Annotated in this window: 15 protein-coding genes; 4 read left to right on the top strand and 11 right to left on the bottom strand. The window is 44.2% G+C overall.

Annotated elements, in window-relative coordinates; genetic code table 11:
• Positions 1-32: 32 nt before the first annotated feature.
• Complete coding sequence (locus tag BM043_RS04480; RefSeq protein ID WP_092789234.1) at positions 33-941, top strand: AEC family transporter; 909 nt, start codon at positions 33-35, stop codon at positions 939-941.
• Here BM043_RS04480 and BM043_RS04475 read toward each other — a convergent pair.
• The 11 genes from BM043_RS04475 to BM043_RS04425 form a co-directional block, all read right to left on the bottom strand.
• Entirely contained in the window at positions 933-1736 is an 804-nt protein-coding gene (locus BM043_RS04475; RefSeq protein ID WP_092789233.1) for an inositol monophosphatase family protein, read from the bottom strand. The genes BM043_RS04480 and BM043_RS04475 overlap by 9 nt on opposite strands.
• 40 nt (positions 1737-1776) lie before the next feature.
• Complete coding sequence (gene rsmI / locus BM043_RS04470; protein ID WP_092789231.1) at positions 1777-2514, bottom strand: 16S rRNA (cytidine(1402)-2'-O)-methyltransferase; 738 nt, start codon at positions 2512-2514, stop codon at positions 1777-1779.
• Positions 2511-2744, bottom strand: coding sequence for a 4a-hydroxytetrahydrobiopterin dehydratase (locus BM043_RS04465; protein ID WP_092789229.1), 234 nt, complete (start codon positions 2742-2744; stop codon positions 2511-2513). Before BM043_RS04465 ends, rsmI begins: the two co-directional genes overlap by 4 nt.
• 13 nt (positions 2745-2757) lie before the next feature.
• Positions 2758-3024, bottom strand: coding sequence for a DUF493 domain-containing protein (locus tag BM043_RS04460; protein WP_092789378.1), 267 nt, complete (start codon positions 3022-3024; stop codon positions 2758-2760).
• Between the two features lie 67 nt (positions 3025-3091).
• Positions 3092-5200: a peptidylprolyl isomerase gene (locus BM043_RS04455; RefSeq protein WP_092789227.1), complete on the bottom strand. Its 2109-nt coding sequence runs from the start codon at positions 5198-5200 to the stop codon at positions 3092-3094.
• 85 nt (positions 5201-5285) lie between these two features.
• Complete coding sequence (locus tag BM043_RS04450) at positions 5286-6566, bottom strand: hemolysin family protein (RefSeq protein WP_092789225.1); 1281 nt, start codon at positions 6564-6566, stop codon at positions 5286-5288.
• 2 nt (positions 6567-6568) lie between these two features.
• Positions 6569-6781, bottom strand: a complete 213-nt coding sequence (locus BM043_RS04445) for a hypothetical protein (protein ID WP_092789223.1) — start codon at positions 6779-6781, stop codon at positions 6569-6571.
• Positions 6778-7317, bottom strand: a complete 540-nt coding sequence (lptC, locus tag BM043_RS04440; protein WP_092789221.1) for an LPS export ABC transporter periplasmic protein LptC — start codon at positions 7315-7317, stop codon at positions 6778-6780. Before lptC ends, BM043_RS04445 begins: the two co-directional genes overlap by 4 nt.
• An 89-nt stretch (positions 7318-7406) precedes the next feature.
• Positions 7407-8711, bottom strand: a complete 1305-nt coding sequence (locus BM043_RS04435) for a tetratricopeptide repeat protein (RefSeq protein ID WP_092789220.1) — start codon at positions 8709-8711, stop codon at positions 7407-7409.
• A 72-nt stretch (positions 8712-8783) separates the two neighbouring features.
• Complete coding sequence (locus BM043_RS04430; protein WP_092789219.1) at positions 8784-10067, bottom strand: BamG family beta-barrel-assembly machinery protein; 1284 nt, start codon at positions 10065-10067, stop codon at positions 8784-8786.
• A complete protein-coding gene (locus tag BM043_RS04425) occupies positions 10057-10773 on the bottom strand; it encodes a type III pantothenate kinase (RefSeq protein ID WP_092789218.1) in 717 nt (238 codons plus the stop codon). Before BM043_RS04425 ends, BM043_RS04430 begins: the two co-directional genes overlap by 11 nt.
• A 100-nt stretch (positions 10774-10873) precedes the next feature.
• On the opposite strand from BM043_RS04425, the gene BM043_RS04420 reads away from it, so the two are divergent.
• From BM043_RS04420 to BM043_RS04410, 3 genes are all read left to right on the top strand, one after another.
• Positions 10874-11947, top strand: a complete 1074-nt coding sequence (locus BM043_RS04420) for an anhydro-N-acetylmuramic acid kinase (RefSeq protein ID WP_092789217.1) — start codon at positions 10874-10876, stop codon at positions 11945-11947.
• 72 nt (positions 11948-12019) lie between these two features.
• Complete coding sequence (locus BM043_RS04415) at positions 12020-13246, top strand: Glu/Leu/Phe/Val dehydrogenase dimerization domain-containing protein (protein WP_092789216.1); 1227 nt, start codon at positions 12020-12022, stop codon at positions 13244-13246.
• Positions 13247-13426: 180 nt separating this feature from the next.
• A complete protein-coding gene (locus tag BM043_RS04410) occupies positions 13427-14947 on the top strand; it encodes a sodium:proton antiporter (protein WP_092789215.1) in 1521 nt (506 codons plus the stop codon).
• The last annotated feature ends 40 nt before the right edge of the window (positions 14948-14987 follow it).

The following is a 14987-nucleotide window of genomic DNA, read 5'->3' as shown; positions in this document are numbered from 1 at the left end:
GTTAATAATAAAGCAGTTTATAACTTGGCTTTATGATAGCAGCCTTGATCGCTTTTCTTTTTTTGCTCGCGGGATTGATTTTGCAGCGGAGAGAGGGCTTCCCGACCGACAAAGCAGTGACATGGGTAAATGCCTACTTATTCAATTTAGTTTTGCCGGCATTGGCCCTCTTGTATATCCCGCAGATTGAGCCGGGCTGGGACTTACTGATTCCTATTTCAGCGGCCTGGCTAACTTTTTTTCTCTCTTGGCTGCTCTTTGGTATTCTGGGAAAAATTTTGAATTGGACTCCTCAGGTAACCGGCTGTTTAGCCATTGTGGCTGGTTTGGCCAATACCTCTTTCTTGGGCTTTCCAGTCATAGAAGCATTGTATGGAAAGGCGGGATTGCCCGTGGCTTTGCTGATGGATCAGGGAGGGTCTTTTCTACTGGTTTCTTCTATGGCGATCATCATTGCTTCGCTTTACAGCCATCAAAAAGGGAATTTGGGATCAATACCATTGAAGATCATCAAATTTCCGCCCTTTGGTTTTCTGATCGGGACCTTGGTGATGAGCTTGATGGGATGGAGTACGCCGGAATTTTTGATTCCGATATTGACCTGGATAGGAAAAACCATGGCGCCTGTGGCTTTGCTAGCTATCGGTTTGCGTTTTCGGATCCAAAAGGCGGACTTTCGTTCTTCCCATTTTTGGTTAGGCTTGAGTTACCGTTTGGTCTTTGCCCCTTTGATTGTATTCCTGATTTACCGAAATTTTTTGGATCCGGATGGACTGACTTTCAAAGTCACAGTGATGGAGTCAGCGATGGCGCCCATGATTACGGGTTCTATTGTAGCGATCAATTATAATCTTGCTCCTAGGCTAGCGGCTCTTTTATCCGGTCTGGGAATGCTGGTCTCGATCCTTAGTTTGGGTATTTGGTTTTGGTTTTTAGGCTGACCAAATTCGATTTAGTTCGGCAAAAAACTCCTCGTGGATTTTCGAATTGGTGGCAAGGATTTCTCTTCCAAAAATGTAATCTTTTCCTCCGGAGAAATCAGTTACTTTTCCGCCAGCTTCCTGCACGATCAACGCTCCGGCTGCCACATCATAGGAATTGAGATTGTACTCAAAAAACCCCTCAATCCGACCTGCTGCCACATAAGCCAAATCCACCGCCGCTGAACCGAATCTACGAAGGCCATGGGTGCATTGCATCAGGGATTTAAGCGTGGCCAAATACTTATCGATCAGTTCAAAATTATAGTAGGGAAATCCGGTCGCAATCAGAGAAGCCCCCAAATCAGGAGCTGAACTTACCCTGATGGAAGTTTCATTACAAAAAGCACCGCCGCCTTTTATAGCATAAAAGCATTCGTGGAGGTTGATCTCATAGACTACGCCCAAGATCACCTCATCCCGATCCATCAGGGCAATACTGACCGAAAAGATCGGCAGGCCGTGGATAAAATTGGTGGTGCCATCCAAGGGATCTATGACCCAATTGTATTTTTCTGCGCGGGTGGTATTGGTGCCTTCTTCGGTAATAAATCCAGCTTCTGGAAAAATCTCGGACAGCCGCTCGACAATCTGCCGCTCAGCTTCTTTGTCCACATAGGAAACGAGGTCGTTGAATCCTTTGTGTTCCACATTTTTGACATCAAAATGTTGCCGTTCTTTTCGAATAAAAGCTCCAACGGACTTTGCTACTTCCTGTGTTTGCTCCAAAAGTCTTTTTAATTCCAATTCCTTCATGTTCAAATCCTGATGGCGTAAAAGTGATTCTTGAATCTTGTTATTTTTGCCCATACTTTGCCGCACGTTTTTCTTCGCGGCTTTCTTTCTGTTCGGCTTTTCCCGCTACAGTAAGGACGATTTCGCCTTTGAGTGGGTGGGTTTGATAGTATTCGATGAGTTCGGCAAGCGTTCCCCGGATATTTTCTTCATGGAGCTTGGTGAGTTCGCGAGAGACACAAGCTTGTCGATCGGTCCCGAAGGCTTCCGCGAGTTGCTTCAGCGTTTTGATCAGTCGGTGGGGAGATTCGTAAAAAACCATGGTTCGGGTTTCCTCCACCAAGGCATCTATTCTGGTTTTTCTACCTTTTTTGTGCGGTAAAAATCCCTCGAAGACAAACCGGTCATTGGGCAAGCCGGAGTTGATTAGAGCGGGTACAAAGGCCGTAGGTCCCGGAAGGCTCCGTACCTCCATTCCTGCAGTGATCACTTCCCTGACCAGCAGAAAACCGGGATCTGAGATGGCTGGCGTGCCTGCGTCTGAAACCAAAGCAAAGACTTCTCCTTTTTTCATCCGCTCGACAAGCTTTTCGGCCGCCTTGTGCTCATTGAAAATATGATAAGACTGGAGTGAATTCGAAATTTCCAGATGCTTCAAAAGGATCCCTGTGGTCCGCGTGTCCTCTGCCAAAATCACATCCACGGATTTGAGTATTTCCAGAGCCCGAAGCGTAATATCTTTCAGATTCCCGATAGGCGTCGGAACCAGAAAAAGGCTTATGGGGACGTTTTCGCTCATTCAAAAATCGAATCAATCGCTTTGGCCAACTTGCGATCTTTCTCTGTCACGGTATTGCCAGAGTCATGCGTGGTGAGCTCGATCTCCACGGTGTTGTACACATTGCTCCAGTTAGGGTGATGCTGTTGGCTTTCGGCCAAAAATGCCACCCGGGTCATAAAAGCAAATGCCTCCTGAAAATCATTGAATTTAAACGTACGCTTGAGTTTATTGTCTTCTTCTTTCCACATGATAATTGTGTTTTTAAAGTGAGATCACTCCTTCTATGGACGCGGCTTGCTCGTAATAATTGATGACTTCATCGGCACTTTCGACCATAACTTGGATGGTAGTACTGATGTATTTGCCTCCGGAGCTGGGCTTGAGCGTAATTTCATTTTTTGGAAAAATGGCTCCGACTTCATGCTCCCGACCATTAGGAACGATAAATTTAAACATATAGAGCATTGGAAATTGCCCGTTGGCTTCCAATTTCTCTTTGAAGGTCTCTTTGTTGAATTTCTTTTGCATTCTCTTTTCCTCCTTTTTGGAATACAAACAAAGAACCCATGCGGATGGGCATGGGTTCCAATTTTTCTTAGAAGAATTTGTATCTATAATCCTTGACGTCTGCCAAGTCCTGTAGTGCCATCATCACCTGGTAGGAAGTCCGCTGCGCGGCACCTTGTGTAAGCTGGGCCTGATAGGCGGTGTAATCGCCTATTTCTCCTGCTGGAGTGAGCGTGTTAAGCTTGGCTACGATAATACCGATATCCTCTTGGATAGGCTGGGAAATCTGCCCCTGCTCCAATCCGAATACTGAACCGATAGCTTTGGGAGCAAATCCGATACCTGAAAGCACCGAAGAGCTCAATTTCAAATCCGGAATTTCATTGATGGAAGCATCGTCGGGGTAAACCGCTTTCATTTCTTCAAGCGTAGTTTTGCTGGCAATGGCATCCATGATGATTTTCGCTCTTTTTTCATTGCGAACCTGCTCTTCCACTTGCTCCCGAACATCATCCAACTCTACTTCACCTTCTTCTTTTTTACTGACAAGAGAAGCGACGATGTAAGAGTTGTCCAATTCGAATACAGGAGAAACCTCACCTTGAGATGCTTCAGAAAAAGCCCATCGGATTACTTCCCGAGCATTGGTTATATTATTGATATTTCTAGCGGAAGGCTCTACCTCGTTGGCCTGAAGAATACGGTAATCTCCTTCCTGTGCATTTTCAGTAAATTCATTTCTATTTCCTGATTCGGCTGCAAAAGTATCTGCATTTCTGAATGCCTCATTTCGGGTAGCATCAGATGCGATTAATTCTAGCTGAAGTACGGCTACTTTGGTGTAGGAGGTCTGAGGAAGCTCAGTGACTTCGATAATGTGATAGCCGTATTCGGTTTCCACGAGATTGGGAAGAAGTCCGGTGCTGTTTCGAGCGAAAGTGGCATCAGCAAATTCCTCTACAAATTCTTCTTGAGCAAACCAACCAAGGTCTCCTCCCTGCTGAGATGTACCATCCTGACCGTATTGTGCTGCGGCCTGGGCAAAATCCCCACCTTCTTTTAAGTCGGCAAGTACTTCTTCGGCCTGACTTTTTACTTCCGCCTTAGCCTCATCATCCATTCCATCCGTAGTGAAGAGGATGTGTGAGGCGCGCATTCTTGCCGTTCCTTCATATTGGTCGGTGATTTTATAAGAAGCGTAAGAGGAATTGGCGGTGACAAAGGGACCGTAAGTTTCGCCTTCTACGATGTCGTCTACATTGCTGGTCAAGTCTTCTGGAAGCTCTTCACCTGGACCGATCGTCAAAAAGGCCGGTCGGACCTCTGAGTTTCTAGACACAAAAGCAGAATCTTCTGTGGTGTTTCTCAATTCTTCGGTCAATTGCTGAATTGTCGTGATTACATCTGCTGAATCTTCCCGACTAGGAAGGATGCTGAAATTCACATATTCGATATTGGCGAAAGCGCCACGTTCAAATTTTTCCTTGTTTTTGCTCAAGTAGTCTTCAAGTTCAGCTTCAGTTACTTCGACCTCCGAAGGTGCGACAGCGCTATAAGGAATATGAAGTACTGAAACCTCCGCTGTAGAATTTGCCGCTTTGTATTCCATTTTAGCCTCTGCAGTGGAAGCATATTCAGAAGTAGCCACTAGATTGTCATATTTGACTCGAAGTCTAGAATCGGCAAAAAGCTGCTCTTGCTGGGCCCAGAATGCCTGCTGAGCTGGATCGGCGGTTTCCAAGGACTGTAAAAAGGAAATCAACTGTGTTTTGTCAAATTCACCAGTCTGGGGATTGACCAGTTGCTGACGAAGTTCAGGTACGATATTTTTACCTTGTACCATATCCACCAATTCCGCTGAGGAAATCGTCAAGCCTAGCTCTTCATATTCCTCTTGAAAAACTTTCTCCACGATCATGGCTTGCCAGGCTTGCTCTCTGACGGAGACCATTTCGACCTCAGCCGGAGCTCTACCGGTTCGCTGCTGATAAGCTACCCGAAACTCTTCGATTTTAGCTACATATTCTTCGTAGGTAATATCCTCACCCGCGATTTCTCCTACTACATTCTGGCTACCGCCGAGCAGGGAAGAATTGGGACTTAGGAGATCGCCTCCCAAAAGGAATAAAATCAACCCGCCGGCAATCACACCGATTGCGAGACCTGTCCGCTGTCTTATTTGTTTAATTAACGCCATTATTGTTACTACGCTTTTTTAGAAGTGTCGCAAAATAATAGCATTAGTAACGAAATTCAAAATATATTCTGAATCAAACCCTTACCTAAAAGTCACTGTTTAGGTGGATTTTTAGTCTGACAGAGTCAATTCGGTGATCTTGTTTGGCTACTACTGTGAACGTATAGGGTCCTATTGTCACTGACTCCCCTTTTTTGGGCAAATTTTCGGTATAATTTAAGATTAATCCCGAGAGCGTTTCAAAATCTCCGATTGGCAAATTCCAATCATATTTATCATTTAAATAATCGATTTCATGTCGGGCACTGAGCAAATATTCCTCATCACCGATTTTTTGCTCAATCAAGTCGTCATTATCGTACTCGTCTTCGATCTCCCCAAAGATCTCTTCGATGATGTCCTCCATGGAGACGATTCCGCTCGTTCCGCCAAATTCATCCACTACCAAGGCCAGACTTTTTCGCTCTTGGATAAATTCGATGAGAAGCTCATTGGCGAGTGCAGATTCAGGAGCGATTATTATCGGGGTCAGGATTTCTTCGATAGTTTTTGGTTTTTTGAAGAGCTCCAGTTGGTGGCAATATCCGATGACATCGTCGATGGTTTCCCGGTACACGATGATTTTGGAATGGCCACTTTCTGCAAAGACTTCCTTGAGCTCCTCGATGCTGTCATCCATTTCTACGGCTACAATATCGGTCCTTGGAATCATACACTCCCGCACCCTGACGGTTTTAAATTCTACCGCATTGTCAAAGATTTTGGTATCAATCTCGGCTTTTCCCTCTGACCTAGCCTGATTCATGTGGTTTTGGATAAAACTGTTTAAATCAGTGACGGTAAAGACCGGTTTGTCCTCATTATATTCCAATCGAAGGACTACTTTGATGAAAAATCGAGAAAGTCCGACTACTGCCCACACGATGGGATACATGAGGTAGTAGATCGTTAAAAATGGAAATGCAAAAAAGCTCAACATCGAATTGGGATTGAGCATAAAAAGACTCTTGGGTACAAATTCGGCCGTAATTAGGACGATAATCGTGGAGATGAAGGTCTGCAATATCAAAATAACGGCGGCATTGCTTAGGCCATCGGGAAGCCAGTTTTGCAGCGGTGTTTCTAGCAGAAAGGCCATAAATATCCCATAAAGGACGAGGGATATGGTGTTTCCCAACAAGGTCGTACCGATAAACTGACCGGGACGCTGTACAAAGCCACTGAGGATTTTTCCGGTCAATAGCCCTTGTTTGCTTTGTAGCTCAATCTGAAGCTTATTCGAAGAAATGAAGGCAATCTCTACCCCAGAAAAAAAGGCAGAAAAGAGCAGGGTAATGATCACATAGATCAAATAGGTGGTTTCCATGGTCAGCGTTTTTTGCTCTTCTTTTGTTTAGGTTTTTCTTGTGTAGAATTGGTGTCCGGGTTTTTTACCCGGCGGTACTGAAACCAAAAAAGTAAGGCCACAGCAAACATAAAAATGGAATAAGAAAATCCGATTCCAGCAGTTAGGGTTTGGTGAATGCCGATGATGATCAATGCCAAGGCCAACGATAATATCAATGCGTCTGCGAGTTTCATAATTCTTCTCCAGGTAATATGGTCCTGCTATCTCTGATGTCTTTCATGGAATAATTGGTGAAGCTTTCGTCTGCGACCATTCCGGTACCGTTTAGCAATATTTCATTATCCCGAATGGTAACAAATGTTTCGGTATAGATGAGTTTTTTGGTTGGATCCCAAAAAAGCTCCTCGCTTTGCAAGTGCTGATCTTCTTCTTCATTGTCCACCTGTACATTTCCCTCTCCGCGATAGAGATTTTTTTCTTTGTCAAAATATCCCCGGTCGGCTTTCAGGGTGGTTCCTAAATTTCCGTCGACAGTAAAAAACTCAATCAATATTCCATCCGGAAACTCCATGTTTCCATTTAAGAATTCCAATTGACGCGGAGCACGGATTTCAGATCGGACGATAGCCGAGTCGGAATGGATCACGTGGATATTGATTCCAATATTTACCGGTCCTTCGTACACCTGAAGGGCATTGGCATCCACATCCTCTCTACAAGAGGAAAGCTGGACTATGGCAAAAAAAGCGAGAAATAATATTCTCTTCATGCTGCAAATATAATAAGAAAAGGTAGCCGATCTCATCATAAAAAAAGGCAGCCCGAGGACTGCCTTTTTGTACGTATAGTTAGTATCGATTAATCTCTAGTCGCGATGGAAACGCTCTCACCAATCCAACATCCGGTGTTGATGGATGCGCCCATTTCCAATCCTTCCGTAAATACCTCTTCACGAGAAGGGAACTGTGCTCTGGCATTAGCCATCCCTTTGGAATCTCCAGCTCTTTGGTAAGCGTTGTATGCTGCCATGTAGATAGCTCTATCCTTCACTCGGGACTGACCAGCTCTACAGTCATTGTAGGAGTTCATATACAATCCTCCGATCATGGAGTAAGCGTCTTTTTCCAAGGTCTCATCCATGGTAGCTGCCTGCTTTGCAGCATTTCTAGCGTCTGATTTACGGCCGAGGTTAGCGTGAACTTTTGCAAGCTCCATGTAGATTTCACCTTTTTGAGTATCATTTTCGGCCAGCTCCAAGGCTTTCTCCAATACAGGCTGTGCTTTTTCGTACTCTTTGTTTTGCATGTATCTCATCGCACGTACCTGAGAAGTAGAATAGGTCGGGTTATTGGAATCGATCAATTCCAATGCAGTTAAGAATGCCTCTGAAGAGTAACACTTGTATTGGACAGAGTATCTGAAGATTTGCTGTGCCAAGGTTTCATTGGTTGGGTCAGCAGCAAGCTTGGGTCCCATGGTATTTTCGATAAAATCACAATCGATCAATTCCATAGCTACCAAGATCTGCTCTAGAGAACTCTTGACATTGGTGAGATCATCTCCTGCTGCTTCAGCTTCCTGAATTTCGGCTTGGATAAAATCATATTTTTCCAACACTTCTTCAGGCTCATAAGCTTGGTTATAAGCATTGTGTCTGTAAATGGCGTTGAAATAATTGGCATAAAGCGCAGTGGTATTCAATCCTCCATTCAATTCAATTGCTTTTTCAAAATCAGCCACGACATCACCGATTTTGTCTCGATCATCCTTAAAGAATGAATACGAATAATAGGCTTTATTTTCGATCCATTTTGGAGCGTTGTCATAAATCTCGCCTCTTTTTTCGTATATCAACATCACCGAATCTTGATAAACCCGCTTTTTTTCGGGATCAGATTCTACATTGGCAGCTCCAACATATACTTTGGTTCCGTTGATGTAAATGGCCTCATTGAGCTCAGGTACATTGACCAAAAGCCAATTAAGCGGCATGGTAGCTTCGACAAACTGCTCTGCCTTCAAGTAATCGTTGTAGGCGGCATTGTACTCTCTAGCTTTTGATTCTTGGGCTTGGTCAGCAGGCCAGTTCCATCCGTCCTGAGCCTGAACCATTCCGGCGAGAAGCAAGGCTGAAAGCCCCAGAAAGGTTGATTTAATTTTCATGGTTTTGACTGTTTAATTCGGTTTAATTGCTCTTCTCTTTCAATCAGCTACTAGCGCTGCTTCAGATGTTTTTTATTGATATACTCGTTTGTAGAACCAACTGTTATCATTAAGCGAAAATCCAAAGGTGAAGTTCACATAGTTTTCGCGGATGAGTCCAGATGATGTCGTTCCTCGCTGTCCAACTTTCACTGCTAAATTCATTAGTGATAATTGATTTACAGGAATCGAAGTTCCAAAGTTAATGCCAAGGTCATTGATATTGGTTTGGTTGAGATAGTAAGGAGTCTTGATAAACTCAAATCCGAAGCGATAAGTAGCCCGCTTGAAGTTACTGTCCACCGACAAATAATCGGGTACTATCTGAAATCCCAAGCCTAATTTCACGGTTTCGTTGAGTCTCAGTGGATCTCCTAGAAAATCCCTAAAGTCCCCAAAATCCTGATACTGACCCTCTAATCCTACAACATATTTGTTGGTTTTTTCATAACTTAAACCAAATCCATAACGATCTGGAATATAGATACTTCCCTTTTCGTCGTTCGCAATTAGGTCGCCATCCGAATCGGGGTCGCTAGCTTGGCCAAATGCGGCGAGTTTGGCAAAGGCTTTTCCATTAACATCCCCAAAATGCTGATAAATGGCGCCCATGTGGACCTTGTTTTCATCACCCACCTTGAAGTAGTAATGAGCCCCGAGTTTGTAGGCCATATCACTAACTGTTAATCTTTCATAATATTCAGAAGTAGTCCCGACTTGCGTGCCATTTTCATTGAAGATGGAAAGTTGGTTGGTTCTAATCGTGGATCCAAAAAGATAAGAAGCATGGACTCCCAAGCTCAGATTTTTAGCCAAAAGAAATCCGGTACTGAAGTAAGCTTCGGAAATCCCCCCGTCTCCAGTGATATCATTTACTGCATTAAATTCCTCATTATTGACCAAACTATTGATCTGCAAATCGTAATTCACTGAAGAAATTTGATTTAATCCGAGCCCTCCCGCGAATTTTCCGGGTTTGAAGGGAAGGGAAATCGCAATATAAGATAGGCCTCCGCCGTCCACATCGGAGGTTTGATCTCCATTGGAAGCATTGATGCGCTTGTAGTTTAGGGCTGTTTGAAAATTAAAAATCGTGTTTCTGGTTTGCAAAGCTGGATTGACCACATTGGGGCCCCATCCTGTACCAAAACTGATACCGAGACCGCCCATGGCTTGATTTTGTGTCAAACCGGAATAGTTAAACTCACCTACTCCCAGAGCAGAATAAGTAGAGGCACTCAGCTGTGCCTTTGCTTCAGAAAATAAGAAAAGGGTGCAGCATACACCCAACAATTGCCATTTGAATTTACTCAACATTGTGGTTTAGAATGCAATTCAATCCGTGGAGGACTAAATTTGGGACTACAAATATGTGGTCTTTTGCCAATGAATCAAAAGATTGTGCGTCTCCGCCACAAACAAAGACCTTAATTTTTGGATATTTTTTTTGAAAATGCCTGATCTGACCGTTGATTTCAAACTGAATTCCGAACCAAATCCCCGCCTCCATACAGGAAACGGTCGAATCTCCCAAAACACTCTTGGGAGGATTTTCCAGTGAAACTAAGGGAAGCTTTGCAGTAAATTCATGCATGGCCCGAGCTCTCATCTTGAGGCCCGGACTGATTGCCCCTCCTTTATATCGATGCTGACTATCTACAAACTCGACCGTCATGCAGCTCCCTAGGTCTATCGCGAGAATTTCTTGTTTTCCGGCCATGTGCCAGGCCCCGATAGCAGCAGCTATCCGGTCAAGCCCTAAGCTATGCGGGGTGGCATAATCGTTTTTGATGGGAAGGGTGGTCTGATGGTTGAGAAAAAGAAAGTCGAAATCGAGGATTTCTGAAAGTTCTTCCATGGTCCACCTGACCGATGAGATTAATACTTGCTGAAAAGTCTGCTTTTTCCAATCAAAATGCGCTTCAGCGAGTTCTTTATGAACCCACTCATCGATCAAAATCGATCCATCAAAGATAGCCGACTTGATTCGTGTATTTCCAATATCGATAATTAGGTTTCGCATCTGGCAAATAATCCCCGCAAATTAAGTAATTCGAAAAAGCGGGCTTTTTATCCCGTCTAAAATTATCTTTATATATCCTTTACTTAACAAACATTAACCCATGAGCACCGCTGCTTATCCCATGATTGGACTGATGTCCGGTACTTCCGGAGACGGATTGGATCTTGCCTACTGCCAATATACTTTTGATGAAAGCTGGAGATATGAAATCATCGAGGCATTGACGATTCCTTTTTCGGAATCCTTGAAAGAAAAATTGCTGAATAGTCATCTCCTATCCGCATTGGATTTGAGTTTGTTGGATGTGGATTTTGGGCGATGGATGGGGGAGCAGGTCAGCCTTTTTTGTCAGAAAAGTCAAATTCGTCCCCTGGCCGTTTGTTCCCACGGGCATACGGTATTTCATCAGCCCACCAAAGGCTTGAGTCTGCAGATCGGGAATGGCTGGGCGCTCCGGGTAGCCTCAAATTTACCCGTGATCAATGATTTTCGTATGCTCGATGTGCAGCAAGGGGGTCAAGGCGCACCCTTAGTGCCCATGGGAGATCGATTGCTGTTTACAGATTGTGACTTTTGTATTAATCTGGGGGGAATAGCAAATATCAGCATGGAGCATGATGGTCAGCGTATGGCCTTTGACTGTTCTCCTTTTAACCTATTGCTTAATCCGCTGGCACAGCGGCTCGGTGCAGAATATGATGATCAGGGGAATTGGGCCCGGTCTGGAAAGGTAAATACAGCGCTTCTCAGCCATCTCAATCAACTTGCTTTTTACCAACTTAATGAAGCCAAATCACTAGGTAGAGAGGATATGGAGAATGATTTTTTGCCATTGATCAAAAACTATGAGATTGCTCCTCAGGACAAGCTTGCCACACTTATAGAGCATTATGCAATTCAAATCGCCAAGATCATCCATCGCTATCAGGTAGGGGAAAAACCCACCGTACTGATAACAGGTGGAGGTGCCTATAATTCATTTTTTATAGAGCGATTGGATTCCCAATTGGATGGAAAATGGAGGCAATATCCCGCTAGTGATGAATTGATTGAATTTAAAGAGGCTTTGATTTTTGGATTTTTGGGGGTATTGCGGATGCGAAATGAAATTAATTGTCTGGCCTCGGTCACTGGGGCCTCGGCTGATTCATGCGGAGGAGTATGGTATCCCTGACCATCCAAAAAATCGCGCTGGTAAGGCCTGGATATTTTTCTATTTTTGCGCAGCATATAAACCCAAATATAGATGCAGGAATTACTAAAGAAATTTGAAAACAAGCAACCTGAAATCATTTTTGAATGGTCTGACTCTGAGTCCGAAGCCGAAGGGTGGGTTGTGATCAACTCCCTGCGCGGAGGAGCCGCAGGAGGGGGAACCCGCATGCGAAAAGGCCTCGACAAACGGGAAGTGGAGTCCTTGGCAAAAACCATGGAAGTGAAATTTACCGTATCGGGTCCAGCTATTGGTGGGGCCAAGTCAGGAATTAATTTTGATCCAAAAGATCCTCGAAAAAATGAAGTCTTGAAAAGATGGTACAAAGCGGTGACGCCACTTTTGAAAAATTATTACGGGACAGGCGGAGATCTCAATGTGGATGAAATTCATGAGGTGATTCCAATCACGGAGTCTTATGGTATCTGGCATCCCCAAGAAGGCATCGTCAATGGGCACTTTCATGCCACTGAGCCCGAAAAAATCAGAAAAATCGGACAACTCCGTCAAGGGGTTTCCAAAGTATTGGAAGATCCTAAATACACTCCAAATGGACCTAAAAAATACACTGTGGCCGACATGATTACCGGATTTGGTGTTGCTGAAGCGGTACGTCATTATTATCAAATCTGGGGAGGAAAACTCGAAGGAAAACGGGCGGTCATCCAAGGCTGGGGAAATGTAGGCGCAGCTGCAGCCTGTTTTCTGGCAGTAGAAGGGGTTAAAATCGTCGGAATCATCGACCGTGAAGGAGGACTAATCAATGAAGAGGGCTTTACTTTAGACGAGGTACGTGAATTATTCGTCAATCGAAATGGTAACCAACTAGTGGCAGAAAACATCATTCCATTCGATGAAATCAACAGTCGAATCTGGGATCTGGAATCCGAAATATTTATCCCAGCCGCAGCTTCTCGATTGATTACCCGTGAGCAATCTGAGCGAATGGTAAAAGCCGGCTTGGAGGTGATTTCCTGCGGGGCCAACGTGCCCTTTGCAGATTCGGAGATTTTCTTTGGCCCTATTGGGGTCTGGACCGATCAGCAGGTTTCTGTGATTCCGGATTTCATTGCCAACTGTGGAATGGCAAGGGTTTTTGCCTATCTCATGAGCGATCAGGCCATGGTAACGGATGAGGCTATTTTCTTAGACGTCAGCGAAACAATTAGACAAGCCTTGGAAAAGACTTTTGCTGAAAATTCCTCAAAAATTAAACTGGCCGAAAGCTCCTTTAAAATAGCTTTGGGTCAACTCGTGTAAAACTAATAGAATCCCTCGCCCGACTGGTTTACCTTTTGGTTAAATCTGTCGGGCTTTATCCTTGGGTTGGAATATTTTAGGGCAAAAGCTATAGTTTAGCATTTTGTTATGCAGGTTTTCAACCCAAGAATATTTGCTTAAATTAACCGAAAGAAACCCCGGCTTACCCCTATTAAACTTATGAAGAACTATATACTTGGCTTGTCCCTGCTTTTCGGAATTCTGATTTTTTCGGGTATAAAGTCTGTATCAGCGTTTGCTAATGAAAGTGGCCCGGCTACTACCTATTTGGCTCAAGCTACGGATCAAGTTGATGGTGAAGAAATTACTGAGATTGATCAGGCGGAAGATCATGGGGAAGAAGCTCATCACACGCCTCCTGGATGGTTAGTGATTCCCTTTGTTGCTTTGCTGCTGATGATCGCGACGGGACCGCTTTTCTATGAGCATTTTTGGCACCATAATTATCCCAAAATCGCCGTTGGCTTAGCCATTTTGGTTGTTTTGTACTATTTATTTGTACTGGGCAATGTCCACGGGCCGGTACATGCCTTAGCAGAATATGTGCAGTTTATTGCGCTGTTGGCTTCGCTTTACGTCGCTTCTGGAGGAATACTAATCGAAATCGACAAAAAGGCCACCCCCATGGCCAATGTTTCCCTCTTATTGATCGGGGCTTTGGTGTCCAATCTGATCGGCACCACAGGCGCTTCCATGCTATTGATCCGGCCTTTTATCCGGCTAAACAAAGGCAACATCCAAGCCTACCACGTGATTTTCTTTATTTTTATGGTCAGTAATATTGGAGGTTCGCTGACCCCAATCGGTGATCCACCGCTATTTTTAGGATTTCTGAAAGGAATTCCATTCTTCTGGACCTTGGAGTACAACTGGGATAACTGGTTATTTGCGCTGATTTTACTTTCTGTTGCATTTTATTTCATTGACCGAAAAATGGGTCGTGCCGGGGATGATTCAGAATTGGAGGAATCGACCTATACCAATAAATTTTCTCTGATCGGAGTGAGGAATTTTGGGTGGTTGTTTATTATCATTTGTTCTGTTTTTCTGGATCCAAACGTGGTCGAGTGGGTGCCTGCCATTGTCTATGATGGACAGAAGTTTTCCTTCCTACGCGAAATCATCATGTTATCTGTAGCCTACCTTTCCTATCGTTTTGCAGATCAACGGGCGATCAAAGGAAACGAATTCAATTTCGAGCCTATTCGGGAGGTAGCATTCATTTTCGTGGGGATATTTGGCACTATGATGCCAGCTTTGGAACTGGTGGGAACCTTTGCCAAATCTCCTGAAGGAGCTGCATTGATTACCCATAATACGCTTTATTGGGGAACCGGTATCCTATCCGGCGTACTAGATAATGCCCCGACTTACTTGAATTTCTTAGCGGCAGCGATGGCTTCTGAAGGAGCGTCAATCAATTCCATCGAGGATGTGAGACGATTTGCGGCGGATGGTTATCCGGATTCAGCTTTTGAACTGATGGCCATCGCGATTGCTTCAGTTTTCTTTGGAGCGATGACTTATATCGGAAATGGGCCCAACTTTATGGTCAAGTCAATCGCTGAGCAAAATGGTGTGAAAATGCCTTCTTTCTTTGGCTATATCATTCGATTCTCCCTACCGATTTTGTTACCGGTTTTATTCTTGGTGTGGTTGGTGTTTTTTGCTTTTGCCTAAAGCCTGATCTAACACTTCCAGGAAACTGGTCTGTTTACAA

The organism is Algoriphagus hitonicola (assembly GCF_900113375.1).
GTDB lineage: Bacteria > Bacteroidota > Bacteroidia > Cytophagales > Cyclobacteriaceae > Algoriphagus > Algoriphagus hitonicola.
The sequence above is the reverse complement of the archived record's forward strand: the minus strand, read 5'-3'. Positions and strand labels throughout refer to the sequence as shown.

Excerpts from the sequence above, each read along its gene's own strand:
- BM043_RS04480 (WP_092789234.1), top strand. The coding sequence starts at position 33 with ATGATAGCAGCCTTGATCGCTTTTCTTTTTTTGCTCGCGGGATTGATT.
- BM043_RS04475 (WP_092789233.1), bottom strand. The coding sequence starts at position 1,736 with ATGAAGGAATTGGAATTAAAAAGACTTTTGGAGCAAACACAGGAAGTA.
- rsmI (WP_092789231.1), bottom strand. The coding sequence starts at position 2,514 with ATGAGCGAAAACGTCCCCATAAGCCTTTTTCTGGTTCCGACGCCTATC.
- BM043_RS04465 (WP_092789229.1), bottom strand. The coding sequence starts at position 2,744 with ATGTGGAAAGAAGAAGACAATAAACTCAAGCGTACGTTTAAATTCAAT.
- BM043_RS04460 (WP_092789378.1), bottom strand. The coding sequence starts at position 3,024 with ATGCAAAAGAAATTCAACAAAGAGACCTTCAAAGAGAAATTGGAAGCC.
- BM043_RS04455 (WP_092789227.1), bottom strand. The coding sequence starts at position 5,200 with ATGGCGTTAATTAAACAAATAAGACAGCGGACAGGTCTCGCAATCGGT.
- BM043_RS04450 (WP_092789225.1), bottom strand. The coding sequence starts at position 6,566 with ATGGAAACCACCTATTTGATCTATGTGATCATTACCCTGCTCTTTTCT.
- BM043_RS04445 (WP_092789223.1), bottom strand. The coding sequence starts at position 6,781 with ATGAAACTCGCAGACGCATTGATATTATCGTTGGCCTTGGCATTGATC.
- lptC (WP_092789221.1), bottom strand. The coding sequence starts at position 7,317 with ATGAAGAGAATATTATTTCTCGCTTTTTTTGCCATAGTCCAGCTTTCC.
- BM043_RS04435 (WP_092789220.1), bottom strand. The coding sequence starts at position 8,711 with ATGAAAATTAAATCAACCTTTCTGGGGCTTTCAGCCTTGCTTCTCGCC.
- BM043_RS04430 (WP_092789219.1), bottom strand. The coding sequence starts at position 10,067 with ATGTTGAGTAAATTCAAATGGCAATTGTTGGGTGTATGCTGCACCCTT.
- BM043_RS04425 (WP_092789218.1), bottom strand. The coding sequence starts at position 10,773 with ATGCGAAACCTAATTATCGATATTGGAAATACACGAATCAAGTCGGCT.
- BM043_RS04420 (WP_092789217.1), top strand. The coding sequence starts at position 10,874 with ATGAGCACCGCTGCTTATCCCATGATTGGACTGATGTCCGGTACTTCC.
- BM043_RS04415 (WP_092789216.1), top strand. The coding sequence starts at position 12,020 with ATGCAGGAATTACTAAAGAAATTTGAAAACAAGCAACCTGAAATCATT.
- BM043_RS04410 (WP_092789215.1), top strand. The coding sequence starts at position 13,427 with ATGAAGAACTATATACTTGGCTTGTCCCTGCTTTTCGGAATTCTGATT.